This is a genomic window from Marinobacter sp. tcs-11 (assembly GCF_002049515.1).
GTDB classification, from domain to species: domain Bacteria; phylum Pseudomonadota; class Gammaproteobacteria; order Pseudomonadales; family Oleiphilaceae; genus Marinobacter; species Marinobacter nauticus.
This window is the reverse complement of record NZ_LLYU01000001.1, coordinates 141,261-167,342: the sequence shown is the minus strand read 5'-3', so window position 1 is coordinate 167,342 and position 26,082 is coordinate 141,261. Positions and strand designations below refer to the sequence as shown.

General features: G+C 59.0%; 24 protein-coding genes and 1 riboswitch. Of the genes, 12 read left to right on the top strand and 12 right to left on the bottom strand.

Translation table 11 applies throughout. The features are described 5' to 3' along the window. Window position 1: 1 nt before the first annotated feature. Entirely contained in the window at window positions 2-1,060 is a 1,059-nt protein-coding gene (gene cobT, locus ARC85_RS00720) for a nicotinate-nucleotide--dimethylbenzimidazole phosphoribosyltransferase (protein ID WP_286714152.1), read from the bottom strand. Window positions 1,061-1,174: 114 nt separating this feature from the next. Here cobT and cbiB point away from each other — a divergent pair, with 114 nt between their 5' ends. Then, window positions 1,175-2,134, top strand: a complete 960-nt coding sequence (gene cbiB / locus ARC85_RS00715; protein ID WP_286714151.1) for an adenosylcobinamide-phosphate synthase CbiB — start codon at window positions 1,175-1,177, stop codon at window positions 2,132-2,134. After that, window positions 2,131-3,189, top strand: a complete 1,059-nt coding sequence (gene cobD / locus ARC85_RS00710; protein WP_286714150.1) for a threonine-phosphate decarboxylase CobD — start codon at window positions 2,131-2,133, stop codon at window positions 3,187-3,189. Before cbiB ends, cobD begins: the two co-directional genes overlap by 4 nt. An 18-nt stretch (window positions 3,190-3,207) precedes the next feature. On the opposite strand, the gene ARC85_RS00705 is transcribed toward cobD, so the two are convergent. Together ARC85_RS00705 and ARC85_RS00700 are read right to left on the bottom strand one after the other, a co-directional pair. Next, window positions 3,208-4,410, bottom strand: coding sequence for a hypothetical protein (locus ARC85_RS00705; RefSeq protein WP_286714149.1), 1,203 nt, complete (start codon window positions 4,408-4,410; stop codon window positions 3,208-3,210). 19 nt (window positions 4,411-4,429) lie between these two features. Further along, window positions 4,430-6,400, bottom strand: coding sequence for a TonB-dependent receptor plug domain-containing protein (locus ARC85_RS00700; protein WP_286714148.1), 1,971 nt, complete (start codon window positions 6,398-6,400; stop codon window positions 4,430-4,432). 131 nt (window positions 6,401-6,531) lie between these two features. After that, a riboswitch (cobalamin riboswitch) is annotated at window positions 6,532-6,760 on the bottom strand. An 81-nt stretch (window positions 6,761-6,841) separates the two neighbouring features. On the opposite strand from ARC85_RS00700, the gene ARC85_RS00695 reads away from it, so the two are divergent. From ARC85_RS00695 to ARC85_RS00670, 6 genes are all read left to right on the top strand, one after another. After that, the gene (locus ARC85_RS00695; protein ID WP_286714147.1) at window positions 6,842-7,723 is read left to right on the top strand and encodes a cobalamin-binding protein; all 882 of its coding nucleotides are present in this window, start codon (window positions 6,842-6,844) and stop codon (window positions 7,721-7,723) included. 30 nt (window positions 7,724-7,753) lie between these two features. Continuing rightward, complete coding sequence (locus tag ARC85_RS00690; RefSeq protein WP_094624422.1) at window positions 7,754-8,713, top strand: FecCD family ABC transporter permease; 960 nt, start codon at window positions 7,754-7,756, stop codon at window positions 8,711-8,713. Then, window positions 8,713-9,483, top strand: coding sequence for an ABC transporter ATP-binding protein (locus tag ARC85_RS00685; RefSeq protein WP_286714146.1), 771 nt, complete (start codon window positions 8,713-8,715; stop codon window positions 9,481-9,483). Before ARC85_RS00690 ends, ARC85_RS00685 begins: the two co-directional genes overlap by 1 nt. 10 nt (window positions 9,484-9,493) lie before the next feature. Continuing rightward, window positions 9,494-10,105 (top strand): cob(I)yrinic acid a,c-diamide adenosyltransferase, encoded by a 612-nt coding sequence (gene cobO / locus ARC85_RS00680; protein WP_286714145.1) that lies wholly within the window; start codon window positions 9,494-9,496, stop codon window positions 10,103-10,105. Then, window positions 10,106-11,575, top strand: coding sequence for a cobyric acid synthase (locus ARC85_RS00675; protein ID WP_286714144.1), 1,470 nt, complete (start codon window positions 10,106-10,108; stop codon window positions 11,573-11,575). Window positions 11,576-11,731: 156 nt separating this feature from the next. Further along, window positions 11,732-12,400 carry a DNA-3-methyladenine glycosylase I gene (locus ARC85_RS00670; protein WP_041654455.1) on the top strand — a complete coding sequence of 223 codons (669 nt, stop codon included), beginning with the start codon at window positions 11,732-11,734 and terminating at the stop codon, window positions 12,398-12,400. Window positions 12,401-12,414: 14 nt separating this feature from the next. Here ARC85_RS00670 and cobS read toward each other — a convergent pair whose 3' ends face one another. The 9 genes from cobS to ARC85_RS00625 form a co-directional block, all read right to left on the bottom strand. Further along, on the bottom strand, window positions 12,415-13,176 hold the full coding sequence (cobS, locus tag ARC85_RS00665; RefSeq protein WP_011783835.1) for an adenosylcobinamide-GDP ribazoletransferase: 762 nt from the start codon (window positions 13,174-13,176) through the stop codon (window positions 12,415-12,417). Between the two features lie 75 nt (window positions 13,177-13,251). Then, window positions 13,252-15,000 carry an ArnT family glycosyltransferase gene (locus tag ARC85_RS00660; protein ID WP_011783836.1) on the bottom strand — a complete coding sequence of 583 codons (1,749 nt, stop codon included), beginning with the start codon at window positions 14,998-15,000 and terminating at the stop codon, window positions 13,252-13,254. A gap of 9 nt (window positions 15,001-15,009) precedes the next feature. Continuing rightward, on the bottom strand, window positions 15,010-15,678 hold the full coding sequence (locus ARC85_RS00655; protein ID WP_141066790.1) for a TVP38/TMEM64 family protein: 669 nt from the start codon (window positions 15,676-15,678) through the stop codon (window positions 15,010-15,012). A 1-nt stretch (window position 15,679) separates the two neighbouring features. Further along, window positions 15,680-16,447 (bottom strand): glycosyltransferase family 2 protein, encoded by a 768-nt coding sequence (locus tag ARC85_RS00650; protein ID WP_286714143.1) that lies wholly within the window; start codon window positions 16,445-16,447, stop codon window positions 15,680-15,682. Window positions 16,448-16,534: 87 nt separating this feature from the next. Further along, window positions 16,535-17,947, bottom strand: a complete 1,413-nt coding sequence (locus ARC85_RS00645; protein WP_286714142.1) for an ATP-binding protein — start codon at window positions 17,945-17,947, stop codon at window positions 16,535-16,537. Then, window positions 17,944-18,627, bottom strand: a complete 684-nt coding sequence (locus tag ARC85_RS00640; RefSeq protein ID WP_011783840.1) for a response regulator transcription factor — start codon at window positions 18,625-18,627, stop codon at window positions 17,944-17,946. The genes ARC85_RS00645 and ARC85_RS00640 overlap by 4 nt, the downstream gene beginning before the upstream one ends. A gap of 24 nt (window positions 18,628-18,651) precedes the next feature. Continuing rightward, window positions 18,652-20,199 (bottom strand): ArnT family glycosyltransferase, encoded by a 1,548-nt coding sequence (locus ARC85_RS00635; RefSeq protein WP_286714141.1) that lies wholly within the window; start codon window positions 20,197-20,199, stop codon window positions 18,652-18,654. Next, window positions 20,183-21,190 (bottom strand): glycosyltransferase family 2 protein, encoded by a 1,008-nt coding sequence (locus ARC85_RS00630; protein ID WP_058342313.1) that lies wholly within the window; start codon window positions 21,188-21,190, stop codon window positions 20,183-20,185. The genes ARC85_RS00635 and ARC85_RS00630 overlap by 17 nt, the downstream gene beginning before the upstream one ends. Then, window positions 21,162-21,569 (bottom strand): GtrA family protein, encoded by a 408-nt coding sequence (locus ARC85_RS00625; protein ID WP_286714140.1) that lies wholly within the window; start codon window positions 21,567-21,569, stop codon window positions 21,162-21,164. The genes ARC85_RS00630 and ARC85_RS00625 overlap by 29 nt, the downstream gene beginning before the upstream one ends. A 226-nt stretch (window positions 21,570-21,795) precedes the next feature. Between ARC85_RS00625 and ARC85_RS00620 the strand changes: the two genes are divergently transcribed. Genes ARC85_RS00620 through ARC85_RS00605 form a run of 4 tightly spaced genes read left to right on the top strand, consistent with a single transcriptional unit; the run spans window position 21,796 to window position 26,068 of the window. Then, on the top strand, window positions 21,796-22,506 hold the full coding sequence (locus ARC85_RS00620; RefSeq protein WP_286714139.1) for a thermostable hemolysin: 711 nt from the start codon (window positions 21,796-21,798) through the stop codon (window positions 22,504-22,506). Next, window positions 22,490-24,682, top strand: coding sequence for an AMP-binding protein (locus ARC85_RS00615; RefSeq protein WP_286714138.1), 2,193 nt, complete (start codon window positions 22,490-22,492; stop codon window positions 24,680-24,682). Before ARC85_RS00620 ends, ARC85_RS00615 begins: the two co-directional genes overlap by 17 nt. After that, window positions 24,669-25,451, top strand: a complete 783-nt coding sequence (locus tag ARC85_RS00610) for an SDR family oxidoreductase (RefSeq protein WP_022993394.1) — start codon at window positions 24,669-24,671, stop codon at window positions 25,449-25,451. Before ARC85_RS00615 ends, ARC85_RS00610 begins: the two co-directional genes overlap by 14 nt. Then, window positions 25,448-26,068 carry a tetratricopeptide repeat protein gene (locus ARC85_RS00605; protein WP_023007786.1) on the top strand — a complete coding sequence of 207 codons (621 nt, stop codon included), beginning with the start codon at window positions 25,448-25,450 and terminating at the stop codon, window positions 26,066-26,068. The genes ARC85_RS00610 and ARC85_RS00605 overlap by 4 nt, the downstream gene beginning before the upstream one ends. Window positions 26,069-26,082 lie beyond the last annotated feature (14 nt).

Sequence of the window (26,082 nt, the reverse complement as noted above, 5' to 3'; positions counted from 1 at the left end):
GCTATTCTTCCGCTTTGCCACTGACGCCAGCGTCGGTAAAACTGGCCATCCGGTTATGCAGCGCGCAGGCGGCGCGTAACAGGGGAACGGCAACGGCGGCGCCACTGCCTTCGCCCAGGCGCATGCCAAGATCCAGAAGCGGCGAGGCATCAAGTGCCTCCAGCACGGCACTGTGGCCGGGTTCGGCTGACCGATGTGCAAACAGAAGCCACTCGCGCGCAGCCGGTTGTTGATGCACGGCCACCAGTGCAGCGACTGAGACAATAAAACCGTCCACCAGAACCGGGATCCGGCGCGCGGCGCAGCCCAGGATGGCGCTGGTCAGTGCGGCTATTTCGAAGCCTCCCAGAGAGGCCAGTACCATCAGCGGATCACGGTCGGGACCATGCCGTTGCAACGCGTTTTCAACCACCCTCGCCTTGCGGGCAACGCCCTCGGAGTTCAGCCCTGTGCCCGGGCCAACGAGGGTGGTGGGCTGCTGCCCCAGCAGGGCACAGGCCAGTGCTGCAGCACTGGTTGTGTTGCCTATGCCCATGTCGCCACCAATAAACAGGCGGCAGCCAACGTTTGCGGCACGCCTGGCGGCTTCGTCGCCACTGGATAGCGCGGATTCAACCTGGCGCGAGGACATGGCCGGTGATTCTGCCATGTTGGCCGTGGAAGGCGCGATAATCTGATCTATGACGCCGGGTAACTCCGGTACTTCACCAACGGTACCCAGGTTGACCACTTCCAGACTGGCACCGAGTTCCTTGGCCATCACGCTGATGGCGGCGCCGCCGCTGGCAAAATTGGCGATCATCTGGGCGGTGACAGCCTGAGGAAATGCGGAAACGCCTTCAGCGCAAACGCCGTGATCGCCGGCAAACACCACCATTCGCACCGGATCAACGCTGGGTCTGTCGGTGCCGTGCAGGCCCGCCAGACTGATGGCGAGCTGTTCCAGCTGCCCGAGAGAGCCGGGTGGCTTTGTGAGCACCTGCTGACGCTCGGCGGCAAGCGCTGTGTGCTGAACCGAGGGCCGTGGGGGAGACGTGAGCCAGCTGTCGGGCAGTGCCATGGCGATGGGTCCTTGTGGGCGGAAAACCGAGGATGGTCTAACCGGGAGGCAAGGCTGTCAAGTTTCGTGACCGGTCGGTTAGACTTGCCGGCAATTGAATCAGGGAGACCGGCTTTGGATACGTTTGTGGTTGCAGTGCTGGTGTGCGGTGCGGCGGTTTTGTTGGACTGGTTGATGGGTGAGCCCCGTCGGTGGCACCCGCTGGTGGGCTTCGGTCGGTGGGCATCCCTGTTGGAGCAACGCCTGAATGATCAGCAGACTTTCCCGGCGCAAAGCCTCTTGCTGGGGGTGCTGGCGACCCTGGTAGCGGTCATGCCAGCCGTCGTACTGGCAATTTTTCTGCAATTCCTGCTGGAGGGCTGGCTGTGGCTGCTCACTCAGGTGGCCGGTGTCTGGCTTGCCATTTCATTAAGGGGGCTGGCGGAACATGGCCGGGCGGTGTCGACTGCGTTGGCGTGCGGGGATGGTGCCAGGGCCCGGCTGGCGGTTGGCCGAATTGTCAGTCGGGATGCTGCAGCGTTGAGTGACGAAGGCGTTGCCGCCGCGGCCTCGGAATCCATGCTGGAAAACGGTGCGGATGCGGTGTTTTCAAGCGTGTTCTGGTATCTGGTCGCTGGCTTGCCCGGACTGGTTTTGCACCGGCTGGTGAATACGCTGGATGCCATGTGGGGCTACCGGACGCCACGATATCTGTATTTCGGGCGCTGCGCCGCCAGGCTCGATGATGCTATGAACTGGGTGCCTGCCCGGCTAACTGCCTTGACCTATGCGTTGCTGGGCAATACCCGGCTGGCCGTGAAATGCTGGCGTGAACAGTCCAGGGCCTGGGACAGTCCGAACGCCGGCCCGGTGATGGCAGCAGGAGCGGGCGCGCTCGGTGTCACACTGGGCGGCCCGGCGCCTTATTCCGGTGGCGTGAAGCAGCGACCGCTGCTGGGCAGCGGGCAAGGCGCCACGGCGCAAACCGTGGAGGGCGCGATTTCCCTGGTTCAGCGTGGCGTGATGTTGTGGCTGTTGGTGTTGTTGGCCTTGGCCGCAAGTCTGAATGCGTTCTGGTCAGGAGGTATCGGGTGACAGCGTTCGATGGTGCTGATTTGCCGGAGCATGGAGGTCGCCTGAGGGCAGCGGCTCAGCACTGGGGCATTCCTCCGGAACAATGGCTGGATCTCTCCACCGGTATTAATCCTGTGCCCTGGCCGGTTCCGGCAATTCCGGCGGAGGTATGGCAACGGCTGCCGGAGCCGGAAGATGGGCTGGAAGAGATTATCCGTATCTGGGCCGGGGCGCCGGAGCGTGCCTGCTGCCTACCCGTAGCGGGTTCCCAGGCGGCGATCATGGCCCTGCCAGCGGTTCGTGCCCGTAAGCATGGTTTCGGTCGGGTGGCCGTGCCCATGCCCGGTTATCGTGAGCATGGTCATGCCTGGCGGCGAGCGGGTTTCGACGTGGTGGCGATTCCTGAGCAGGCGACAATGCAAGCGGAGCTGGCGTGGCTGGATTCTGTGGATGTGGTGGTCTGGATACAGCCAAATAATCCGACCGGGCAGCTGATCCCCGTTGAACAGTTGCTGGTTTGGCGGGAACGTCTGCGAGCGCGGCAAGGTTGGCTAATAGTTGATGAGGCCTTTTTGCCGGCTTGTGACCAACAGAGCCTGATAGCTGCGGGGGCCCTGAAAGGACTGATCGTCCTCAAGTCCATGGGCAAGTTCTTCGGTCTTGCGGGGCTTCGTGCAGGCGCTGTGATAGCTGAGGCAGAGACAGGCAGAGCTTTGAGATCTGAGCTGGGCCCCTGGCCCGTGAGCGGACCAGCGCGCTATATGATGGCGGAAATGCTTCAGGATAGAGCCTGGCAGCAGCAGACAAGGGATCTGCTTGAACACCAGAGCCAACGATTGGGGGAGCTGTTGTCTGAGTTAGGACTTGGTCTCAGTGACGGCACGATTCTGTTCCGTTATCTGAGACACGCCAGGGCTAAGGACTTTCACCGCGAACTGGCGCAGAAGGGTATTCTGGTGAGGTTGTTCGAGAATCCCCTTGCAATCAGAGTCGGACTTCCGGGCACTGAGCAGGAATGGCAAAGACTGGAACAGGCGTTAGAGAGCCTGGTCGGGCACTGGGCGGGCGGCCACTAAAGCCGCCCGCTGTCGAGGTCAAGGATTGGCGACCACCGTGCCGAAGCTGATCGCGATGGGTAGCAGCGAGGTTCCAATGAAATCGGCCTGACTGTTGTCGGAAGGGTCGATGACCCGCACGCCCGGATTCGACAGAGTGGCATCTGCCAACCACAGGCGGCCTTCAGGACTCAGTTCAATATCCCGCAAGTCCTTGCCGGTCAGATTGTTGATGGTGGTCAGGGACGATGCGCCTTCGGAGGGGTTAAAGGATTGCAGGGAGATATCCTGCCAGCCAGCGTAGTTCAGGATGTAACCCTGAGTTTGACTGATGATAACGGCATCATTGATCTGAGTGTCAATGTCGGCGTCTGGAATCATTGAGGAAACCTGATAGGTTTCAGGGTCAACGACATCCAGGCTTGTGCCCTCAAAGGGCGCGGAAAAGCCTCCCAGGTTGGTGATGACCAGCCCGATGCCTTCAACGTGCTGAATGTTGGAAGGGTTCTTGCCAATGAGAGGAATGCCTTTCACTGTGTCGGTAGCACTGGCATTGGTCTCGATTTCTGTGTCTGTTGTGGTATCAAAAACCGCAACGTATCCGGCATTGGTGGGGCTCCAATTGCTATCGAGCCGTTGCATGGTGATAAACAGTTTGCCGTTTACGACAGCACCGGCTGACATCTGAACTACATCGTCCTTACTGTCTTCTGTGGGTACATAGCCGCTCAGATCCAGGGTTTTTCCGGTGAAAAAGTCCTCAGCCCGGTTGGCGGAAGGATTTACAACCCATGCCTCGTTTTTACCGTAACGGAGCAGATACCCTTTGCTTTCATTGGCAAAGACGATCTGGTACGGGTTGGCACTGCCCTGTTCGCCGCTCTCAAGTGTGCTTGCCTCCCAGACTTCCTTGCCAGGGTTTTCAATGTCGACCTTCAATACTTGGTCGCCGTTGAGCTTCCTGATCAGGTAGTAATGCTGACCATAGCCATTCACTGTGATGTCAGATATCCCGCTGAAGTATCCCCCGGAGGCCTGCATGCCCGTTTCTTTGATGGCCACTAGCTCCACCTCACCGGAAGTGTAGTCGTCCGCTGCGGTCGCAATAATCCCGAAGTTTTCGGTGATCACAGGGTCCTGTGTTGAAGATGAGGAATCGCCACCACAACCGGTCAGACCGATGGTCAGTGCGAGCGCTGCAAGGGTGTTTGTGCGCAATGAGAAAAATTCCGTTTGGTTCATGGTATTGCCCTTGTAATGGTCAGAAGGAATGCTTGATGTTGATAAACCAGCCACGCCCGGGGCCGGGGAACCGATTGAAGTCCTGATAGATTTCGTCGGTGATGTTGCGAACTTCCAGTCGTGCCTCAGTCATGCTCTTGTCCGGCCAGATCCGTTGCCATTGCACCGTTGCGTTAAGCGTCTCTCTGGCATCAGCTTCCAGGATATTGGCGGAGTCATAATAGAGTTCATCGTCCACCTGATAGGACAGGTCGATCTGGAAGGGCCTGAAACGCCAGCGGGTACCGGCAAGAAACGATTCGTGATAAATACCCGGCAACCGCTTTTCGAAACGCGTGCGCACTGACTTGTCGGTATTTTCCGACTCCTGCACCGTGGCATTGCCGTAGAGGGACCAGGCGGGGGTGATGGAGAAAACCGCATCCAGCTCCACGCCATAAACCTCGGCTTCCAGGTTGCGATAACGGCCGACGCCGCGCGCATCGTAGGTTGCGATCACCGCAGGGTCGAGCACCCGGAAATACCCCGTGGCTTCGGCATGCCCCCAGCCCTGGTCTGTGCGCAGTGTCAGGTCGTAGTTCATCGATTCTTCCGGCTGCAGGTCCGGGTTGCCGATAAACAGCCCCTGCTGACCGTATAGCTCTTGAAGGGTAGGAACGCGCACGTTGTTTGCAATGTTGCCAGAGAGTGTCCAGTTGTTATCAACCAGATGGGTCAGGCCGAGCTGCCAACTGGTGTAATTGTCTCGGGAACGGGTAGCCTGGGTGGTTCCGTCTCCAAGTGATTCGTCTGATTCATCCCGAACGTGTACCTGACGAATGGCGGCCTGGGTTTTCCAGCGGTTATCGCGACTCTGCCAGGCGTGTGAGAGTGACCCGGTAGCCTGGAAGCGTTCCCGCTCATCCCGAGGATCTGGGTCTTGTCTGTCGTCTTGCTGGTAGTCATAGCGGGTGGTATCAACGCTCAGCGTGATGGTGTGGTTGCCGAGTAAAGCGGATAGGGTATTCACCAGCCCAAGCTGTTGTGTGTCGGTTTTTACATCGGAGACTCCGAGACCTACCCGACCGCTGGTATTGTCGTAGTGTTCGGTGATATCGCCGACAATCAGGCGATGGCTGGAGTGCAGCTTGCCCTGTAACCATCCACGTTCCTGACCCTGAAGTTGTAGGCGAAAAGTTTCGTTCGCCAGAGACGCATCGTTGTCCCGCCAGTTCTGGATGGTTGGCACACCCTGCTCATAATGGGTGTATTGGAACAGAGCGTCGACCTGGGCTGTCCGGCTGATCTCCCAGCCAAGTTTCGTGCTGACAGCATCCTGTTGATAATCCGCATTGCGCCGCTTGGTGTTATCACCATCATTCGGATTGAACCAGTCACTGAGGTTGGGGTATTCAAAGTCGTTATTGCTGGTTTGTCGATCAAGCGACACCCAATAGTAAAAATCGTCGTGGCTGCCGCTGTTGAAGAGGCCGGTTCGGTAAGTATCAAAGGAACCAGCGCCGACATTGATGCTGGTGGCATCCTCGATGTCTTTGCCAAGGCTTTCCAGAACCACCACACCACCGATGCCCGCCTGAGGCAGCTGTGCTGGGGCTCCACTGGGGTACACCTGAATACGGCTGACATCAGTTAACGACAGTTTGCCGAGGTCAACACCGCCGGTGACCGGATCGTTCAGTAGCATACCGTCCAGAACAACCTGTACCTGCCGCGAGGTCGATCCTCGAATGGACACTGACGAGGCGCTTCCCAGTCCGCCGCTTTGTCGGATCTGGACGCCGGCCTGATCGCTAATAACGTCAGCGACTGAAGCGGTCCGGTTTTCGATGCTGGACCGATCCAGAACGCGCACGGGGCCTGTGGCCTGGCTTGGATCTATATCGCTGGCGGCGTTGATGGGAGAGCTTTCCACGACTATGAAGGGAAGAGTCTCTTCCGCAACGGCACTTGTGGCCATCAACGTAAAACCGAGGATAACGACTTTCTTCATCGTAGAACTGGGTACCGGCTGCGTTTCTCAGAGTCTGCAACCAGCATTGGTGATGTTTCTGGTTGCCTGAACAGCTACCAAAAGAGAAGAGGCGCATGCGCCTGCTCCGTGCTCTGACCCTCCGTCAAAACACTGATAGCCGGTAGCAGGCCGGTCTCCGGGCTTGCGGTTGGCGTTATCGCCAGAGTAGGATGCCTTCCCACAGCGTTTTGCTGCAGTGGCTGGCTCAGGGCCATTCCTCTCGTACCGCATACCGTTGCGGGGGCAGCGTCGGAATTTCACCGAACTTCCCAGTTTCACCCATCGCTCAGTCGAACAGTTGTCGCGCTTGAGGTGGGCACCTGCTACGGATAAAAAATTTGAGTGAGAGTTTACGGTGTGGCCAAGAGGTCGTCAATAAATGACAAATAGTTCAGAGTTAGCCAACGCTCAGGAGGTCTCATGATAGTCATTCGGGTTTTCGTGCTTTTCCTGATGCTCTCCAGCCATGTGGTGGCTGATGTCTGTGCCACGGACGATAACGGAGTGGAGCTTTGTTTGCCCGGGCCTGCCCAGCGCATCGTGACACTATCCCCCGGGGCGACGGAGCTGGCGTTTGCCGCCGGTGCTGGTGAGCAGGTTATCGCTGTTGTTGATTACAGCGATTATCCCCCGGAGGCTGAAATGTTGCCCAATGTCGGGAGCCATACCCGGATTGACCTGGAGGCATTGGTCGCTCTTAAGCCGGATCTGGTGGTTACCTGGGTGTCTGGTAATCCGGTTGAGCAGGTCGCTATGCTCAATCAGCTTGGCATGGCCACTTTTGCGATTGAGCCACGAACGTTTGAAGGTGTGTCCTCGGTGCTGGAGAGGCTGGCGTTGCTCGCGGGTACAGAGTCTGAGGGTTATGCTGAGGCGGCCCGGTTTCGACAGGGAATTGCCGCATTGGCCAAGCAATATCGGGGGCGTGAACCCGTTCGTGTGTTTTATCAAGTGTGGGATCAGCCTTTGATGACGATCAATGATGAGCATCTGATCGGAAAGGTGATTTCTTTGTGCGGTGGCCAGAATATTTTTGGCGAGATGGCTCGCCTGGTGCCGCGTATCGGGCCGGAAGATGTTCTGGCCGGTGACCCCGAAGCCATCCTGTCGGGCGGCACCGATGAAGACGGCAACAGTTATACAAGCCTTGAGCGCTGGAGGGAGTTTGGCGCGATGGCGGCGGTAGCGGCGGATAATTTGTTTATCATTCCGGCCTCGCCCATTTCACGCCCCACGCCGCGTTTGCTGGATGGAGCGCGCACGGTTTGCGAGAAACTGGATATGGCGCGTGCTCGGTTGTAATAACACAAGGATCCGCTTGAGGGACCGGGAATGATGCGAGCGCTGACAATACTGACGGTTATTGCGGCACTGGCTTGTGCGCTTTCCCTCGCCGTCGGCAGTGTAACTATCCCGCCCGGTGATCTGTGGCAGGTTGTTCTCGGGCAGGGTGATACGCTGGATCGAACCCTTCTGATTGATCTTCGTTTACCCAGGACGCTCTCGGCGTTTGCTGCTGGTGGTTTGCTGGCGATCGCCGGGGCATTGATGCAGGTATTGTTGCGAAATCCGCTGGCCGATCCCTATGTTCTGGGGCTGTCCGGTGGTGCTGCCACCGGTGCGCTGCTGGCCATGCTTGCGGGGGCTGGCATGGTTTTGGTGTCTGGCGCCGCCTTTGCTGGCGCCCTGTTTGCGACTTTGCTGGTGTTTGGGCTGGCCCACGGTACCGGCAGCTGGACCCCATCGCGATTGCTGCTTACCGGGGTGGTGACCGCCGCTGGTTGGGGAGCGGCCATTACCCTGATGCTTGCCATCACCCCCGCTCATCAGTTGCCGGGTATGCTGTACTGGCTGATGGGCGATGTGTCTTATGCACGTCTGCCCTGGCCCTCCATCGTGGTGCTGATGCTTGCGGTTATTGCCTTGCTGCCACTGGCTCGTAGCTTGAATGTACTGGCGAGGGGACCATTGCAGGCTGCGGCTCTGGGGGTGTCTGTTCGCCCTTTGGAATGGAGTATCTACCTGTTGGCCAGCCTGCTGACCGCAACGGCGGTCACCTCGGTGGGCAGCATCGGGTTTGTTGGCCTGATTGTGCCCCATATGCTGCGTCTCGTGCTGGGGAATGATCAGCGGGTTATCTTGCCGGCCAGTGCTCTGGCAGGCGGCACCTTGCTGGTTCTGGCTGATACTCTGGCCCGGACTGTGATTGCACCCGAGCAACTACCGGTGGGTGTGATTACCGCCTTGCTAGGCGTACCCACTTTCCTTTATCTGCTTCATCGGAGCCGATGATGACGATTCTCTCTGCTCGCGAGCTGATCATCGATATTCCCGGGCGCTCGAACGGTGCGAAGCTGAACCTGGACGTGGCTCCTGGACAGATCTGGGGGGTTCTGGGGCCGAACGGAGCGGGGAAAACCACGTTATTGCATACCCTGGCAGGACTGAAAGCACCCCGGTGTGGCGAAGTATGGCTTGATGATGTTGAGTTGGCTGCCATACCCCGGCGTGAACTGGCCCGGAAGCTGGGGTTGGTATTTCAGGAGCGACAAGACAGCTTTCCTGCCACGGTACTCGAAACCGCATTGATTGGTCGCCATCCTTGGTTGTCAGTTTGGCAAAGTGAACAGGCCGAGGATATCCGTCGGGCAGAAGCCGCGCTTGACGCCCTGGACGTTGGTGAGCTTGGGGAGCGTTTGCTGAATACCTTGTCCGGCGGTGAACGACAGCGCGTTGCGATCGCCACATTGATGACTCAGGATCCTGCTGTATGGCTGCTTGATGAACCGACCAACCATCTGGATTTGCATCATCAGGTCCAGGTGATGCGGCTATTGAGTGTCTGTGCCCAGCGCGACAAGAGCATCTTCATGTGCCTGCACGACCTGAATCTGGCCGCTCGATGGTGCACTCATGTTTTATTGCTGTACCCGGACGGCCAAGCCTGTTGGGGGCCGACAGAGCTGATGCTGGTGCGCGACGCACTGGAAGGCCTTTATGACCAGAAACTGATTGAGCTGAATAAAGATGACATTCGCCTGTTTGCTCCGGCGAACGACTGAAGGAGATCCTGTGAAAGAGCGCGCCAAAGACCCCGAACGCCATGCCAGGCGCATGGCCGCCAAACAGAAAATCATGCAAGAGCGCATTGCCAGTGCCCAGAAAGAACAGGGCGTGTTGCTGGTGCTCACCGGCCCTGGCAAAGGCAAAAGCAGTTCCGGCTTCGGCATGGTCGCCCGGGCCCTGGGCCATGGAATGAAAGTGGGCATCGTCCAGTTTATCAAGGGCGCTTTCAGCACCGGCGAGGAAGCCTTCTTCCGGGGACTGCCGAACGTCACCTACCACGTGATGGGACAGGGCTACACCTGGGACACCCAGAACCGGGAACAGGATGTGAAGAGCGCAACCGATGCCTGGGAAGTCGCAGCTGACATGCTCAAAGACGACAGCTATGACCTGATTCTGCTGGACGAACTGAATATCGCGCTGAAGTACGACTACATCGATCTGGACCGGGTGCTGGACGACCTGCAGGCCCGTCCCGAAATGCAGCATGTGGTGGTCACCGGGCGCGGGGCTCCGCAGGAACTGATTGATCTGGCTGATACGGTCACCGAGATGGGTGTGGTCAAGCACGCCTTCAAGGATCAGGGTATCAAGGCCCAGAAGGGCGTGGAGCTGTAAATGCCCACCCTGATGGTGCAGGGCACCACCTCGGATGCCGGCAAGACTACGGTGGTGGCGGCCCTGTGCCGTTGGCTGGCGCGCCAGGGCGTGGCGGTGGCGCCCTTCAAACCCCAGAACATGGCCCTGAACAGTGCGGTCACCGTGGATGGTGGCGAAATTGGCCGCTCCACGGCGTTGCAGGCACTGGCCTGTGGTCTGGAGCCCCACAGTGACATGAACCCGGTGTTGCTGAAGCCCCAGAGCGATTGCGGGGCCCAGGTGATCTTGCGGGGCAAGGTCCATGGCAATATGGATGCCCTGGATTACCACGCCTACAAAGCTGAGGCGATGAATTCGGTGATGGCGAGCTGGCAGGCACTGAGTGCCCGCTACGATGTGGTCATCGCCGAAGGCGCCGGCAGCCCCGCGGAAATCAATCTGCGGGCCAACGACATTGCCAACATGGGTTTTGCCGAAGCCGCCGATTGCCCGGTGTTGCTGGTAGGGGATATCGACAAGGGCGGGGTTTTTGCCCAGCTGGTGGGTACGCTGGCGTTGATTTCCGACAGTGAGCGGGACAGGACGGCGGGTTTTGTCATCAACCGGTTCCGGGGCGATATTGCGCTGTTGGAGCCCGGGCTGGACTGGCTGACGGAACACACGGGCAAGCCGGTGTTAGGGGTTTTGCCATACCTGCACGGGTTGGTGATCGACTCAGAAGACAGCGTCAGTGCCGCCGGCACCAGTGAGGCCGGCGCCCTGAAAGTGGTGGTGCCGGTATTGCCTCGGATCAGCAACCACAACGATTTTGATCCGTTGCGACTCCACCCGGGCGTTGACCTGGTGTTCGTGGGGACGGATGAACCCATTCCGCCAGCGGATCTGATTATCTTGCCCGGCAGCAAAAGCACCCGGCACGACCTGCAGTGGCTGAAGCAACAAGGCTGGCCGGAGGCCATCCAGAAACACCTGCGCTATGGCGGCAAACTGCTGGGTATTTGTGGCGGTTTTCAGATGCTGGGACAGCGAGTTGAAGACCCGGAAGGCCTGGAGGGTGAAGCCGGCACTACCGAGGGCCTGGCCCTGTTCGAAATGGTTACCCGCATGGTGCCGGGCAAGCAGCTCCGAATGGTAAATGGCGGGCTGACCTCTCATGTTGCCAGCACGGCGGCGACAGGCGCTCTGAAAGGCTATGAAATGCACAACGGTGTCACCGAAGGCGCCGCGCTGGTGCGCCCATTTGCAGAGCTGGAAGGCCGGCCGGATGGCGCCGTCAGTGCGGATGGCCAGGTGGCGGGTACCTATATCCACGGCGTCTTCGACGAGCCAACCGCCTGCAAGGCCATTCTGGCCTGGGCAGGCCTTAAAACACAGGGCGAGCAGTCGGTGGACTACCAGCGTCACCGTCTGCAGCAGCTTGATCGCCTGGCCGATCAGGTGGATCAGTGCCTGGACAAAGAGCGGTTAAGGAGGCTGTTACAGTTGTGAGTAACCCGAATGATCCCTTCACCGAGGCCCAGCGCGAAGGCCTGTACCGGGCCATCTTCGAGCGCCGGGTACCATAAAAAGCTATTATCGTTTTCCTCATAGGTCCCGAATTGGGTACGATCCGACCCGATTTGGGACTTCTGTTCAGGGGGTGAGATGAAGTTTTCTGTGTTTTACCAGCAGGCCTTGGCCCGGAAGGGTGGCGAGCAGGCCCTGAAATCTCTGTTGCCTCCGGTCACCGAAAAGCATCGTCTGGCGGAGATCGGCGACGACCGTTACCTGTCCGAGATCACCCGATGCATTTTCAAGGCTGGTTTCGTCTGGCGGGTAATCGAGAACAAGTGGCCGGATTTTGAGGCGGCCTTCGAAGGGTTTGTGCCCGCCTACTGGCAGCAGGTGCCGCCAGAAGTGCTCGAGCAGCTGGCTACAGACGAGCGTATCGTTCGCAACATGCAGAAGATCCGGACCGTGCCGGAAAATGCCCGGATGATCATGGATGTGGCGAAAGACCATGGCAGCTTTGGTCAGTTTCTGGCCCAGTGGCCGTCGACCGATCAGGTGGGGCTGCTGCTCTACCTGAAGCGTAACGGTGAGCGTCTGGGCGGGAACTCAGCCCAGTACTTCCTGCGCCGGGTGGGTTGGGATGGCTTTATCCTGTCCCACGATGTGGTTACCGCCCTGACCCGGGCCGGAATTCTGGATGCCTCACCGGCCAGCAAGAAAGGCATGAGCCAGGCCCAGGAGGCGTTCAACCGTTGGCACGAAGAGACGGAAATGCCCATCAGCCACCTGTCCCGGATAGTGTCCTTCACGGTGGATAACTGACGATTTCCCGAGCGTTAGAGAAACAGCAACAGCGCCAGTTCACTGAACACGACAGCTGCGCCCAGGGTGTCGCCGGTGTAACCACCGAGCTGGCTACGAAGATAGCTGCCCCAGAACACAGCAACCAGCAGGACGGCCGTTATGGCTGCGGGAATCAGTAACGGCTGCCAGAGTGATAATCCGGCTGCCAGCAACAATACAAACCCCGCGGCCGCCAGCAAACGGCTGCGGGAGAAACCGTCTGCCACCGGCTTGGATTTACTCTTATCGGGGTCAGTGACGTACGGCAGGCAGGCCATCAATATCAGTGGTGTCAGCCGGGAAACCGCAGGTGCCACCAGCAACGCAAGCCAGATCAATTCAGCCTCAGCCAGCAGAGCTACTTTCAGCAGCAAGGCCATCACCAGTGCCACTGTGCCATAGGTTCCGATCCGGCTGTCTTTCATGATCTCCAGTCGTTTTTCAACGGTATAGCCGCCGCCGAGAGCATCAACACTGTCGGCCAGGCCATCTTCGTGGAAGGCCCCGGTGATAAACAGGTGCAGAATAACTACCAGGATAATGGCCGCCAGCGGGCTGGCCACCAATGAGAACAGAAAGTAGGCGGCGCAATAGCCAAGGCCGAGCAGAAGGCCCACCAGGGGAAAATAAACGCTGCTCTGGTTCATCAGGCGCTGGGAGTAATCAATCCGAACGAGCATTGGGATACGAGTCAGGAAGCCCAGGGCCAGCCAGAAGGCCTGCCATTCTTGTGCAATCTGCGAGCGAGGGAGCAAGGGCGCCTCCTTGAGAATTCAAAAGCGCCCATTGTACGTGAGACCAACAAAATTTGCGGTGTTCTCAGGGTTGCATCAGTCCAACCACTTCCCGGGGTTTTCGGTGGTAAAGCGTGTCACCTTGTCCGGTGGTTCACAGCTGTCAGTCATGTCCTGGTCGCTCAGCAGCACGTAGGTATCCCGGTGAGCGGTGCCAATTGATTTTGCGCCGTCAGTGGTGAAGCACGACAGAGCATGCCGATCGGCCACAATGAGGTAACTGTCTGGCGTCTTCTTCATCCAGACCCATGCATTACGATCTTCCTGTTCCAGTGAACTGAAGAAGCTGAAATGAGTGAAATCCCGCTTCGAGAAAAGAATAAACTGTTCACGGAAATCAATCATGCCAATCTGCCCGCCGGCAGGCACGAACTGCTCGGCTGCGGCGAGCACATTTCTGGGTGTGCGCAATGGCTCGAGAATCCGATAACCCCAGGTTGTGAACACCAGCCAACTCACCATCAGGGCAATGAACCAGCGCCCGAGTGCCCGACAGCGCCAGAACGCCATGAGACTTGCGACCCAGATAAAACCAAGGGTGAACAACAGGGTGCCGGCTTCGTGCAGTCGAGCCGGATCCTGGGTGTAGTCAGCGACCTTTTCCACCAGACGAGGGTGGTCATTCCAGGCTAGGACGCCCAGGATGATCAAGGCTGCACCAAGCAGCAGATGCAGAACACTGATGACCGCCCCGAACCAGCGTGCCGGGTTTTGTCCACTCAATGCCGGGGCCAGGCTCAGGGCCAGTGCCGGCAAAGCCGGGAGCACATAGACCCCGCGTTTACCCGGGCTCAGGCTGAAAAATGCCACCACCAACACGACCCACGCCAGCAGAACCACCACGTCCAGCCTGTGTTTGAGAATCTCACGAATGGGCCGCAGCAGTGCCAGGAATAGCAGCGGCAGCGGAAACCACAGCGAGGGAATCACGCTGACGACGTAGTAATACCAGGGCTGAATGTGCCCCCAGGAATCGGCATAGCGCTCACCGGTCTGTTTGAACAGAATGTTGTCGCGATAGGCCAGGGCCTCGTCCGTGCCCAGGTGACTGACGGCCAGCACCATCGGCACCAGCCAGGCTGCCACAACGGCCAGCATGACCAGGGGCCCGAGGGCGCAGCGCCAGCGGAGTGTGCCCTGAAACCGAGAAGTGTCCTGCAGTTTCAGGGCCAGTATCGGAATGAACAGCAAGGCGGGCAGAAAGCCAACCCCTTTGGTAATAATGCCAAGCCCCATAAAGGCCCAGGCCACGAAATACCAACGCCAGGACGGCTGCACGAAAAAATGCCGGATCAGACCGTAACAGGCCACCATGATCCAGCAGGCCACCATGGCATCAATCTGGGCTCGCTGGGCCTGAATCAGGAACTGGGGTGCCACCATCAGCAGCAGTGCGGCAATGGCGCCGGTGCGTTGGTTCCACAAGCGTGTGCCCAGATCGAACACCAGGCCCAGAGTCAGCAGACTGCACAGGGCGTTCGGCAGCAGAAACGCGATTTTCAGGTTGCCGGTCAGCCAGTAGAAAAAGGCGATGGCCCACATGAACACCGGTGGTTTGTCCGGGTAGAGTTCGCCGCCCCGCATGGGCAGCAGCCATTGCCCGGAGGCCACCATTTCCCGGGCGACTTCGGCGAATCGCGGTTCGTCGGCGGGCCACGGAGAGCGTAACCCGATGCCGGTCAGAATCATGAGTGCCGCGAAGGCCAGTACCACCAGTAACAATCGGTTGTACGGCAGATTGAATAAGGTGTCGGGTAAACGCCGAAGACGGAAGTCGAGTGTCATAATCGCAACTCAGGAGGGGTCAGATACGGAATCAGCAAGGGTCTGATTGCGCTGGTTGTGATACAGGTAAGCGCCAATGGCACTTGCCAGCGCGAACAGAACCGCGCTTACCACAAGCTGATCGAGACGGGCCTGGCCAATCCCTGCGCCGGCCATTGCAAAGATCACCATCTGGGGCAGGTAGCCAAGAACGCTGCCCAACAAAAATGGGACGAATCGTATCCCGGAACACCCGGCGAGGAGATTGGTGACAAGATTGCTGCCTACCGGCAACAGCCTGATCATGAGTATTTTGAGCAGAGTGCCTTCCGTGAACAGCAGGTCAAAACGTTGCATGCGATCTGAAAAACGGTTCAGGAGTGATGTTCGCAAAAGCCAGCGTGCGACAAAAAAGCAGCCTGTCGCGCCAATGGCTGTAGCGATAGTCGATAGGATCGCACCCTGAATGCTGCCTGCGGCAAATCCCAGAACGAAAGCGAGGACCTGTCTGGGGGCTCCGAATCCAGTGAAAAGTGCACCGAGCAGCGTAATGGCTGAAAGTCCTGCCAGCCCATTACTGTTCAGGAAATCTGCCACGCGCTCCTGATCGGTCAGAAAACCGAACCAGTCCCCGCTCATGGTCAGATAGCCTGTTAATACCAGGATGGCGAAAGATAGCCAGCGCAGTCCCGAAGCCATATCAAGCCCGTTCCGTTGCCGGTCGACTGTTGTTCGGATCCTCTAGGTTTGCAATTTGAGGAACTCGTGTGCGGTGAAGTAACCACATAACGCCGATCATATCGACGATTCCGGCCCATGCACGGTTCCAGGCATTGTATTTGGAAATCCCGGCCATTCTTGGGCGATGATTGACCTCGACAATGGCGATTTCGCCTCCCGCGCCTTTCACCAGCGCGGGAATGAACCTATGGGCGTGATCGAACCACGGCAGTTTGAGAAAGGTCGATCGGGGAAACAGCTTCAGTCCACAGCCTGTATCGGGAACTCCATCATGTAGAAATGCATTACGAATACGGTTAGCCAGGCGTGATTGGAAGCGTTTCCATGCCGTATCCTTGCGGTTCCTGCGATAGCCCGCAATACAAAAGTCGGGATTGTGGAGTCTGTTCGCTTGTTGCAACAGCGCTGGAATATCTGCGGGGTCGTTTTGACCATCCCCGTCCATTGTCACAATCAGTTGGCCTGTGGCGCGACGGATACCCGTCGCCAGTGCCCCACTCTGACCGATGCTCTGTTCATGTCGAACCGCTAATAGCCGGCCCCCCAACGCCTCGGCCGAACGACGAGCTGTTGCCAACGTCTGGTCGGAACTGCCATCGTCCACGAGCACGACTTCAAAGCCCGGGTAATCCCTCATAACGTTGAAGGCCTCGGTCAGCAGCTTCGCGATGTTTTCCTGCTCGTTTTTTGCAGGAATGACCAGTGACAGAGTGCTGTGCTGAGACATTGAGATATTCTCCAAGATGTTAACCAAACCACGTTGCTGTGCGGTTTATGCCTTGAAGAATTATCTGCCTTAAAGCTTAACCGAATCTTAAGAGCGTTTAGTGAGCGCCGGGCATCGTGCTGGCAGCCATACTTGCACACAAAGCCCGGATTGACCGTCTGCTCTGTCTGCCAGGATTAGATGGCCACCATGGAGCTCTGCAATACGCCGAGCAATCGCCAGCCCTAGCCCTGCGCCTCCTCCTTTACGTTGATCCAGTCGCACAAACCGGCTGAGTGCGCGTTCACGCTCCTCCGCGGGAATTCCAGGACCCTGGTCACAAACCGAAATGGCGTAGCCTTCACCTGCGGGAACGAGATTGGTGGTGATTATGGTATGAGGCGGACTGTATTGGATGGCGTTGGCCAGCAAGGAGCGCATGAGGGTGTTAATCAGGGCACGATGGCAGCTAATCAGGGACTGACCTGTTTCGTCCTGGAGCACCGGCTCTATGTTTTTCTTTAGCGCCAGCGGTGCAACATCTGCGATGCTTTGTTCCAGAATGGCGGAAAGATTGTGATGCTCCGGCGGAAACTGAGCGCCGGAGTCCACCCGACTCAGTAACAGCATTTGTTCGACCAGATGAACCATTCGGTCTACGGCCTGGATAAGGTCTCCATATTGTTCGGGGTTGTCACCGTAAACTTTCTCCAGATTCAGGCGCAGCGCGGCCAATGGGGTTCGCAGCTCATGTGCCGCATCAGCGGAGAAGCGGCGTTCACGTTCCAGAGCCTGATTCAGTCGTCTCAACAGGCCGTTGACTGCGTGCACCAATCCAGCTACTTCTTTCGGAGCCTGACGATCGTCGAGGGGATGGATGTTCTCCGGTGCCATGTTCCGAACCGGTTTTTCGAGCTTTCTCAAAGGCTTGAAACTCACCTGAATTGATGCCAGTACGGCTATGGCCAGTAAAGGTAACGCCAACAGAAAGGGCAGTACGTTGCCCAGTGCAATTTCCTGGCTCAGTTCATCCCGAACGTCCTCTCGCTGGGCGGTACGTATCCAGAACCCGGTCGATGTATCTCGCATGGTAAACGTTCGCCATTGATAGCCGGCGGCCTCCTGCCAGGCAAATCCTGGCTCAAGGCCCTGGGCATCGTTAGCCCGGAGCGTGTCCAGCACAGGTTGTTGATCAGGAGACCAGACTTCGAAAGCGATTTTGCGTTCGTATTTATGCCCGGCACCGTCGGGCAGAATTTCGTCCTCTTCTTCATCGCCCTGAAATAATGCGTCCGGCAATTCGAGAGTTTTCGACAGCGTAAAGGCTAACTGCTCGATAGACTGAGTGCTCGAGAGATGTTCCACCAGCCCCTGCACAATCCGGGTACTTTGTGCCAGCTCCGCATCGAACAGTTCGTCCAACTGGTGATTGCTGACATAGAACCCCCAGCCTGCCGCGATCAGAGTGATCATAAAAACAGTGCTGGTAATTAGCAGAATCAGCTTCCGTGTCAGGCTCATATTTCTTGGCCTTCCGAGGCTGCTTTGCTGTCCAGCATGTAGCCAACGCCGCGCACAGTGCGAATGGCCTGCTTACCCAGTCGCCGGCGCAGATGGTGAACGTGAACTTCCAGGGCGTTGCTCTCGGCACCCTGATCCCAGCCGTAAAGTTGTTCCTCCAAACGTCGTCTGGTTGCCACCTGATCAGGGTGCCGCATCAGATAGTGAAGGATCTGCAGTTCGCTACGGGGTAGCACGAACGTCTCTGTGCCTACCTGCAATTGCGCAGAGTCCGGATCAAGCACGAGTCGCCCCACCTTGAGTCCTGAGACTCGTGTGCCTGAGCGGCGGCGAGTAACCGCCCTTATCCGGGCTTTCAGTTCTGACATGGCAAAGGGCTTGGTCAGGTAATCGTCTGCCCCTGCATCCAGTCCCTGTAGTTTTTCGGTCAGTTCGCTCCGCGCAGTCAGGATGATGATGGGCAACTCTACGCCCTGCTCCCTCACCTGGCGGACAATGTCCAGGCCATCGACACGGGGTAACGTCAAGTCAAGAATGGCCAGGTCAAAGCTCTCGTTCAGTAAGGCGTTCAGAGCCTGTTGGCCATCATCGACCCAATCTACGGTATTCTGGTCGTCCCGCAGCATGCTCAGCATGGTGTTGGCCAGTGGGTGATCGTCTTCGGTCAGAAGTATGCGCATTTGGCTACGCCATCCGGTTGGTTTTTAGCTCAAAGGTTGCTGGTGTTTTTCAGTGTAATGGAATGCGGGCAATTTGCGGTCCGAATAACTGTTCCCAGCCGTATTGTTGGTCATCGGTTCCAGCAGGAACAGCTTGTAACGCCGGTTTTCGTCGACCGGATCGGTAATCTGCTGCAACTGGCCAAGTAAGTCATGCTGGTTTTTTCCCACGGCCACCGCCAAAGGTCGCCGCAGAGTTCCATTCGCGAGCTGAAGACGAAGACTTTCCACGTCAATGCTATCGGCTCTGCCTGCGCTGTAAAACCTGGCCGAAAATGGCGGTTCGCCGGTGTACACAAGCCTGGCCGATGAACGCCCGGCCAGCTGGCTGGCGGTCATCACCAGCTCCCGTTCCGTTTTCAGTTGCTCCGGATACAGGTAGACCCAGCCGCTGGCCAGGGTGCCGAGCACGGGGATGAGCAGGCTGGCCGCTACCGTGGGGTGCGGCAGGCGCTGGCCGGTGTCTGGTGTCAGTAATCCCGAGGCAAGCACGGCCACAAAGGGCAGCCCCGGCAGCACATAGGTCCAGAGTATGTTGCCAGCCAGGGTAAAGAATAGGGCCGGAGCTAACGCCGCCAGCACCACCAGGGTGCTGACGTTGTGTTCGCCACTAAGCCAATGCTGCAGTTTGTGAACACCGCGCCAGTGGTGGCGGACCATCCCGGCCATCGCAGCCAGCCCCCAAGGCATGCTGGCAAGCACCAGATAGAGCCAGATCGTGCCCCGGGGGAAATCGTGGGCGCTGCCGTACAGATCACCCTGCCAGCCGCTGACCACAAAACGCTTGATGTGCTCGCCGACAATGAAGTAATCGAGGAAGCCAGGTGTCTTCAGCTCCGCCAGAACATACCAGGGGGCTGAAATCAGCAGGGTCAGGGCCAGGCCGCGCACCCAGGGCAGGCTGTGCCAGAGGGGCTGCCAGCGGTTGAAGGCGAGCGCCCAGAGGAACACCGGCAGGCCAGCCAGCACCAGAACCAGCGGGCCCTTGGCCAGCAGACCAATAGCCAGGCCGATGAAGAACAGCCAGCTCCAGAGCGGCGGGCCCCCTTGCAGGCGAATGACCAGGCTCACCAGTGTCAGGCTGGTGCCAAGCGCCAGGAACGAATCCGTCATTACCGTGCCGGCAGACAGAAATCCCAGTGCGGTGGTGGCGTAGATCAACGCAGCCCAGAGCCCTTGCGTTTTGGCTCCGTGGCCGAGCGGGTCGGGATGCAGGTAGCGCCGCAGGCTGTATACCAGCCAGACGATGCCGACGTTGGCCAGCCACGACGGCAGTCGGCCGGCGAATTCGTTGACGCCAAACAGCTTGAACGACAGCGCCTGAGTCCAGAACGACAGGGGCGGCTTGCCCCAGAAAGGCACACCAATATCGAACCAGGGGGTTATCCAGTCGCCGGTTTCCGCCATGATCCGCGCCATCTCTGCGTAGCGGGGTTCGGTGGTGTCTGCGAACGGCAACAAGGCAGACAGGCCGAGCCTGGCGGCAAGCACCGAGACCAGCAGCCAGAGCAAGGTGTTACTGATTCTGGTCATGTCCGGCCACTCTCAGCAGGGGTTGTGCGTAAGCCATGGCTTCATGGCTGTCTTCCGCCACGATAAAGACCGGGCGTTGCTTGGTTTCCATATAGATGCGCCCGATGTATTCCCCCAGCAAGCCGACACACAGAAGCTGGACGCCGGACAGGAAGGTGACCATGGCGATCAGGGAGGCATACCCCGGTGTTGAAATGCCGAAGACCAGTGCCCGGATTACCTCCCACAGACCCACCGCTCCTCCGGCGCCCGCCGCCAGCAGGCCCAGCACAAGGGCCAGTCGCAGCGGTCGGGTCGAAAAGGAGGTGATGCCTTCCATGGCCAGGTGCACGAGTTTCAGGTAGTTCCACTTGGTGGTGCCTGCGGTTCTGGGGTCGCGGTCGAATTCCAGGGTCACCGTGGGCATACCCACCCAGGCAAACATGCCCTTGAGGTAGCGGTTGCGTTCCGGGAGCTGTTTCAAGGCCTCGACTGTGCGCCGGCTCATCAGCCGGAAGTCGCCGGTATCCACCGGGATCGGAGAATCGCTGATCCGATTGATCAGACGATAGAAAAGGCTGGCCGTGATGCGTTTAAGCCAGCTTTCGCCGGCCCGGGATCGGCGTTTCATCAGCACGACATCGGCCCCTTTGCGCCATTCGGCAAGCATGTCGGGAATCAGTTCGGGGGGATCCTGAAGGTCTGCATCCATAAGCACCACGGCCTCGCCGCGGGCGTGCTCCAGGCCGGCCGAGACTGCCGCCTCCTTGCCGAAGTTTCGGGACAACTGCAAGACACGGATTTCTGGCTGCCGTTGCCTGGCGGCCATCAGAATGGCGACCGAATCATCCCGACTGCCGTCGTCGACAAACAGCAGCTCAAAGCTGCCGTCGAGCTTTTGCCCGGTTGTCCAGAGTCGAGCCAGCAGGGCCGGGAGCACTTCAGCCTCGTTGTGGACCGGAATAACTATGCTCAGCATAGGTTCAGGGGAGCTTGAGCGTTGTTTTTTCATGGAAAACAAACCTCTTGGCAAAGAAGTAATTGGCAACCGTGACGAGTGCCGTGGCCAGGAACTGTGCTGACAGGACTTTGAGGCCAGCCAGGCTGAGAACGGAGAAGCTGAAAAGGTTCAGGGTCCAGCCCAGACTGGCTGCCGCCAGGTATCGCGGCATCGCGACTCGGTGCGGCAGGTTCGAGGTAAACGCGTACTGATGCTGGGCCACGTAGTTGAAAACCAGTCCGGCCGTGGCTCCGGTTGCTGTTGCTAGCCTGGGGTCAAGCCCGGCCTGAACCAGCAGGCCCATCATCAGCCAATGCAACAGCGTGGCCAGTCCGCCGGCTGCAAGAAAACGGGCAAGTCGGCGTTGAAAAAAATGGCGAGCTTTGGGCATAGGTGTTTGCGTCTGTGTCGATTGTTTTCGGGATAGCCCCGAGGTTGGCCGCAATCTACCCCTCCTTTCTTAAGTGAGCCTTAACCGTGCAGGCACAGAAACCTTAAGGCGCTCTTAAGGTTTCTGTGGTGCCGTCTTAAGACTGGTTTAAGCCAGCCTTTCTAATCTGTCAGCCATGACCCTGCGTCCGTCTGGGCCAGGAAAAGCAAGCAGAGAGAAGGCAGCCATGACTGATCCGTTAACAATGTCGACCTGTTGTCCTCCGGATTCCGGGGAGTTGGTTCCGGCCGTCCGTTGTGCTGGCCGGTGGTTTTGCGAAATCCAGTCCAATACGCCATTGGCCCACACGGTGTCGGATTTCATTCGGCGCCGCTTCCTCCACGCGTACGGGGCCGAGCCTTCCCTGCGTATTCCACGGCTTCTGGCCCTGACAACCGCTCAGGGAACGCTGCTGGCCGCCGTTGGCGTGCGCAATGCGGAACAGGAACGGCTTTTTCTGGAGGATTACCTGTCGGTGCCGGTGCAAACACTGATGCCGGAACCGGGAACAAGGCGCAGCGGTATTGCCGAAATTGCCCACCTGGCCGGGGTGGAAGCCGGGGTCAGCCGCTATCTGTTCGCCTCGCTCTCAGTGTGGTTGGATGCTGCCGGCTATGACTGGGTGGTGTGTACCGGTACCGACCAGTTGCGCAACAGTTTCCATCGGCTCGGCATCGCCACGCAGGTGCTGGCGGATGCCGACCCTTCAAAATTGCCGGATGGCGGCGCTGGTTGGGGTCGCTATTACGACCATCATCCGGTGGTGATGGCCATCAAGGTCGCTGATGGCATGGCGGCCCTGCGCGCCGCCGGCTTGCTGAAGCTGGTGCAGCCGGCAGTCGCGGCCGGAGGTAAACCGCAGGCGGACCTGGGAGGTGCCTATGGCCGCCTTGCCTGATCTCCTGTCTCAGCGGGTCCGGCAACATCCGGAGCGCATTGCACTGCAGGGGCCAGACGCCAGTTTCAGTTATCAGCAGCTATGGCGGGCGGCGCAGTTGGTGGCCGAGCAGTTGCGGAGCCTGGGCGTGAAACGCATAGGCCTGTGTGGCGACAACACCCCGGCCTGGGTGGTTGCGGACCTGGCTTGTCTGATGGCGGACGTGGTGTGTGTACCGGTGCCGGTGTTTTTTTCCAGAAGCCAGACCGAGCACCTGATTCAGCGGGCCGGGCTGGATGCCCTGGTATTCAGTGGCGAAGCAGAACAGGCGGAGATGATCGGTCATGGCGTCTGGCTGAGACATTTGCCGGTGTCCCCTGCTGCCTCCTGGATGCCGGAACACACCGCCAAGATTACCTTCACCTCCGGCAGTACTGGTACCCCCAAGGGCGTGTGCCTGTCGGCGCAGCAGCTGGCGGCGACCGCCGGTGCGCTGCAGCAGCGGCTGGAAGGTGTGGAGCTGGAGCAACACCTGTGCATTCTGCCGCTGGCAACCCTGCTGGAGAACATTGCCGGGGTTTACCTGCCCCTGCTGATGGGCGCTACGGTGACGGTTGCCCCGTTGCAGACTCTGGGCATGACCGGCAGCAGTGGCCTCGATCTCGGCCAGCTGGTGGCCGGCCTGAATCGGCATCAACCCCATTCCGTGATTCTGGTGCCTGAGCTGGCGATGGCGCTGGTCAATGCCGGCGAGCAGGGATTGCTGACAACGGATTCGTTTCGCTTCCTGGCGGTCGGCGGCGGCCGGGTATCGCCGGACCTGTTGGCCCGGGGACGGTCGATTGGGTTGCCTCTGTACGAGGGCTACGGCTTGTCCGAATGTGGCTCGGTGGTGGCGCTGAACGTGCCCGGAGCCGAGCGAGAAGGCTCGGTGGGCCGGCCCCTGGGGCATGTTCAGGTAAAGGTGGATAACGAGCACCGGATTCTGGTCCGGGGCAATACCCATCTGGGATATCTCGGTGATGAGCCGCAAGCCGATGACTGGCTCGATACCGGCGATCTGGGCGACCAGGACACAGAGGGCTTTCTGGCTATCAACGGTCGGGCAAAGAACCTGTTGATTACCAGCTTTGGTCGGAACATCAGCCCGGAATGGCTGGAAAGTGAACTGGTCCAGGCATTGGGGGCTGCTCAGGCTGTGGTATTTGGCGATGGTGAGCCACAACCCGGTGCTTTGGTGGTGATCACCGATAACCGAAGCCCTGACGATATACGTGCGGCCCTGACGTTGCTGAATGCCGGTTTGCCGGATTATGCCCGCTTGCAGGCCGTGTACCTGCGCCGGCAACGGCTGACCCAGGCCGAGGGTCACATCACGGCCAACGGTCGCCCGGTGCGGCACCAGATTCAGGCGGACCTGCCCAGGCTCATGGCCGAATCCTTTCCCTTATTCATGAATCTCTCAGTGCCTGCGGGCACTTCTATCCGACAGACAACGCCAGGAGACTCAAACATGGCATTTTTTGACCGACTGCAATCCGAAACTGAACAGGCCCGGGCCCATGTCACCGGAGCCCCGGTGATTCAGGCTATCCGCGAGGGTCGCTTTGATCTTGAGGGTTACACCTGGTTCCTGACCCAGGCCTATCACCACGTGAAGCACACCGTGCCACTGATGATGGCCTGTGGTGGCCGGCTGCCCGAACGGCTGGAATTCGTGCGCAAGGCACTGGTGGAATACATCGAGGAAGAATACGGCCACCACGAGTGGATTCTCAACGACCTTGAAGCCTGCGGCGAAGACAAGGAAGCCATTCGTCATGGCCAGCCCGATACCTCCATCGAGTTGATGGTGGCCTACCTGTATGACCGCATCCAGCGGGGTAACCCGGCGGCTTTTTTTGGCATGGTTCAGGTGCTGGAGGGCACCTCCATTGAGCTGGCCACGCCCCTGGGTGAAGCCATCCAGAAACAGCTGGGCCTGCCCAATCAGGCGTTCAGTTATCTGTACTCTCACGGCGCCCTGGATCAGGACCACTTCGAGTTCTTCCGCAACCTGATGAACGACATCACCGATCCGGAGGACCAGCAGGCCATCATCGAGGCCGCGCGCATGGTGTATCGCCTGTATGGCGATATGCTTCACAGTATTCCGCTGCGGGCCCATGGCAAGGAGCAACGTCATGAGGCTGCATGACCGTACCTTCCTGCTGCTGGGTGGTACCGGTGGCATTGGCCAGGCCCTGATCGGGCCGCTGGTGGAATGCGGTGCCCGGGTGATCGTTGCGACCCGACATCCGGAGCGGCTGGAAAAGCGCGCCGGCGTTTCGCCGGTACACCTGGAGCTGGCCAGCCCGGAGCTGGATCGACAGCTTCAACAGTTGAGTGAGGTGTATCCCGATATTGATGGTGTAATTCATTGCGCCGGCCAGAACCGGTTTGCGGCGCTGGATGCCATGGCCGTCAGCGACCTGGATGCACAGCTTATGGTCAATCTGCGTTCCGCTATGCTGGTGGCCCGGCATTTTGTGCCTCGTTTCCGTAAAGCCGGCGTGGGCGCCCTGGTGTTGGTGGGGTCCACCTTCGGCAGCATCGGGTTTCCCGGATACACCGCCTATTGCGCCAGCAAGTTCGGCCTGCGCGGCTTCAGCGAAGCCCTGCGTCGGGAGCTGGCGGACACCCCGGTGCAGGTGGTGTACGTAGCGCCCAGAGCCACGGCCACGGCTATGAACCCGGCGCCGGTGAACGAGCTGAACCGTGCCCTGGGCAATGCCATGGACGCACCGGAAGCTGTCGCAGCCCAGATTCTTCAGGCGATGGAAAAAGATGAACGCCGACGTTTTCTCGGCTGGCCGGAAAAACTGTTTGTGGTGATTAACGGCATCCTGCCGAAGCTTGTGGATAAAGCCATGTTAAAACAACTGCCGGTGATCCGGCGCTTTCTGGATTCAGGAGTGGTGTCATGAAGTGGATCGTAATGGTGTTGGCGGGGGTCATGGCCATGCCCCTGTGGGCTCAGGACATGCGGGCTGAACTGGCACAAATCCAGCAACGCTGGGCGCAGATCCAGTATCAGTTGCCCGAAGATGATAAGGAAAAGGCATTTGAGGCACTGGCCAAAGAGGCCGAGACCTTTGTCGCTGATTATCCGGGCCGTGCCGAACCGCTGATCTGGCAGGGTATTGTGCTCAGTACCTACGCCGGCGCCAAAGGCGGCCTGGGTGCGCTGGGACTGGTGAAAGAGGCCCGGGCCTCCCTGGAAGCGGCCCTGAAGATCGCTCCGGAGGCGCTGGATGGCTCAGCCTATACCTCACTGGGTAGCCTGTATTATCAGGTGCCGGGCTGGCCGTTGGGGTTCGGGGATGATGAGATGGCCCGGAAGTACCTGCAGAAATCGCTGGCAATCAACCCGGAAGGTATTGATGCCAATTACTTCTTTGGAGATTTTCTGGCGGAGCAGGACGAGCCTCAACGGGCACGGGTCTATCTTGAAAAAGTGTTGGCAGCCCCGTCGAGACCTGGTCGGGAAGTGGCGGATGCCGGCCGTCGGGCGGAAGCAAAGGCCCGCCTGGACAGCCTTTGAAGCGCATTCGCCGC

Coding starts and splice junctions, on each gene's coding strand:
- ARC85_RS00620 (WP_286714139.1), top strand. CDS start 21,796: ATGACTGATCCGTTAACAATGTCGACCTGTTGTCCTCCGGATTCCGGG.
- ARC85_RS00630 (WP_058342313.1), bottom strand. CDS start 21,190: ATGAAAAAACAACGCTCAAGCTCCCCTGAACCTATGCTGAGCATAGTT.
- ARC85_RS00685 (WP_286714146.1), top strand. CDS start 8,713: ATGACGATTCTCTCTGCTCGCGAGCTGATCATCGATATTCCCGGGCGC.
- ARC85_RS00650 (WP_286714143.1), bottom strand. CDS start 16,447: ATGTCTCAGCACAGCACTCTGTCACTGGTCATTCCTGCAAAAAACGAG.
- ARC85_RS00640 (WP_011783840.1), bottom strand. CDS start 18,627: ATGCGCATACTTCTGACCGAAGACGATCACCCACTGGCCAACACCATG.
- ARC85_RS00700 (WP_286714148.1), bottom strand. CDS start 6,400: ATGAAGAAAGTCGTTATCCTCGGTTTTACGTTGATGGCCACAAGTGCC.
- ARC85_RS00635 (WP_286714141.1), bottom strand. CDS start 20,199: ATGACCAGAATCAGTAACACCTTGCTCTGGCTGCTGGTCTCGGTGCTT.
- ARC85_RS00695 (WP_286714147.1), top strand. CDS start 6,842: ATGATAGTCATTCGGGTTTTCGTGCTTTTCCTGATGCTCTCCAGCCAT.
- ARC85_RS00645 (WP_286714142.1), bottom strand. CDS start 17,947: ATGAGCCTGACACGGAAGCTGATTCTGCTAATTACCAGCACTGTTTTT.
- ARC85_RS00625 (WP_286714140.1), bottom strand. CDS start 21,569: ATGCCCAAAGCTCGCCATTTTTTTCAACGCCGACTTGCCCGTTTTCTT.
- cobT (WP_286714152.1), bottom strand. CDS start 1,060: ATGGCACTGCCCGACAGCTGGCTCACGTCTCCCCCACGGCCCTCGGTT.
- ARC85_RS00675 (WP_286714144.1), top strand. CDS start 10,106: ATGCCCACCCTGATGGTGCAGGGCACCACCTCGGATGCCGGCAAGACT.
- ARC85_RS00705 (WP_286714149.1), bottom strand. CDS start 4,410: ATGAACCAAACGGAATTTTTCTCATTGCGCACAAACACCCTTGCAGCG.
- ARC85_RS00615 (WP_286714138.1), top strand. CDS start 22,490: ATGGCCGCCTTGCCTGATCTCCTGTCTCAGCGGGTCCGGCAACATCCG.
- ARC85_RS00670 (WP_041654455.1), top strand. CDS start 11,732: ATGAAGTTTTCTGTGTTTTACCAGCAGGCCTTGGCCCGGAAGGGTGGC.
- ARC85_RS00610 (WP_022993394.1), top strand. CDS start 24,669: ATGAGGCTGCATGACCGTACCTTCCTGCTGCTGGGTGGTACCGGTGGC.
- ARC85_RS00660 (WP_011783836.1), bottom strand. CDS start 15,000: ATGACACTCGACTTCCGTCTTCGGCGTTTACCCGACACCTTATTCAAT.
- ARC85_RS00655 (WP_141066790.1), bottom strand. CDS start 15,678: ATGGCTTCGGGACTGCGCTGGCTATCTTTCGCCATCCTGGTATTAACA.
- ARC85_RS00690 (WP_094624422.1), top strand. CDS start 7,754: ATGATGCGAGCGCTGACAATACTGACGGTTATTGCGGCACTGGCTTGT.
- ARC85_RS00605 (WP_023007786.1), top strand. CDS start 25,448: ATGAAGTGGATCGTAATGGTGTTGGCGGGGGTCATGGCCATGCCCCTG.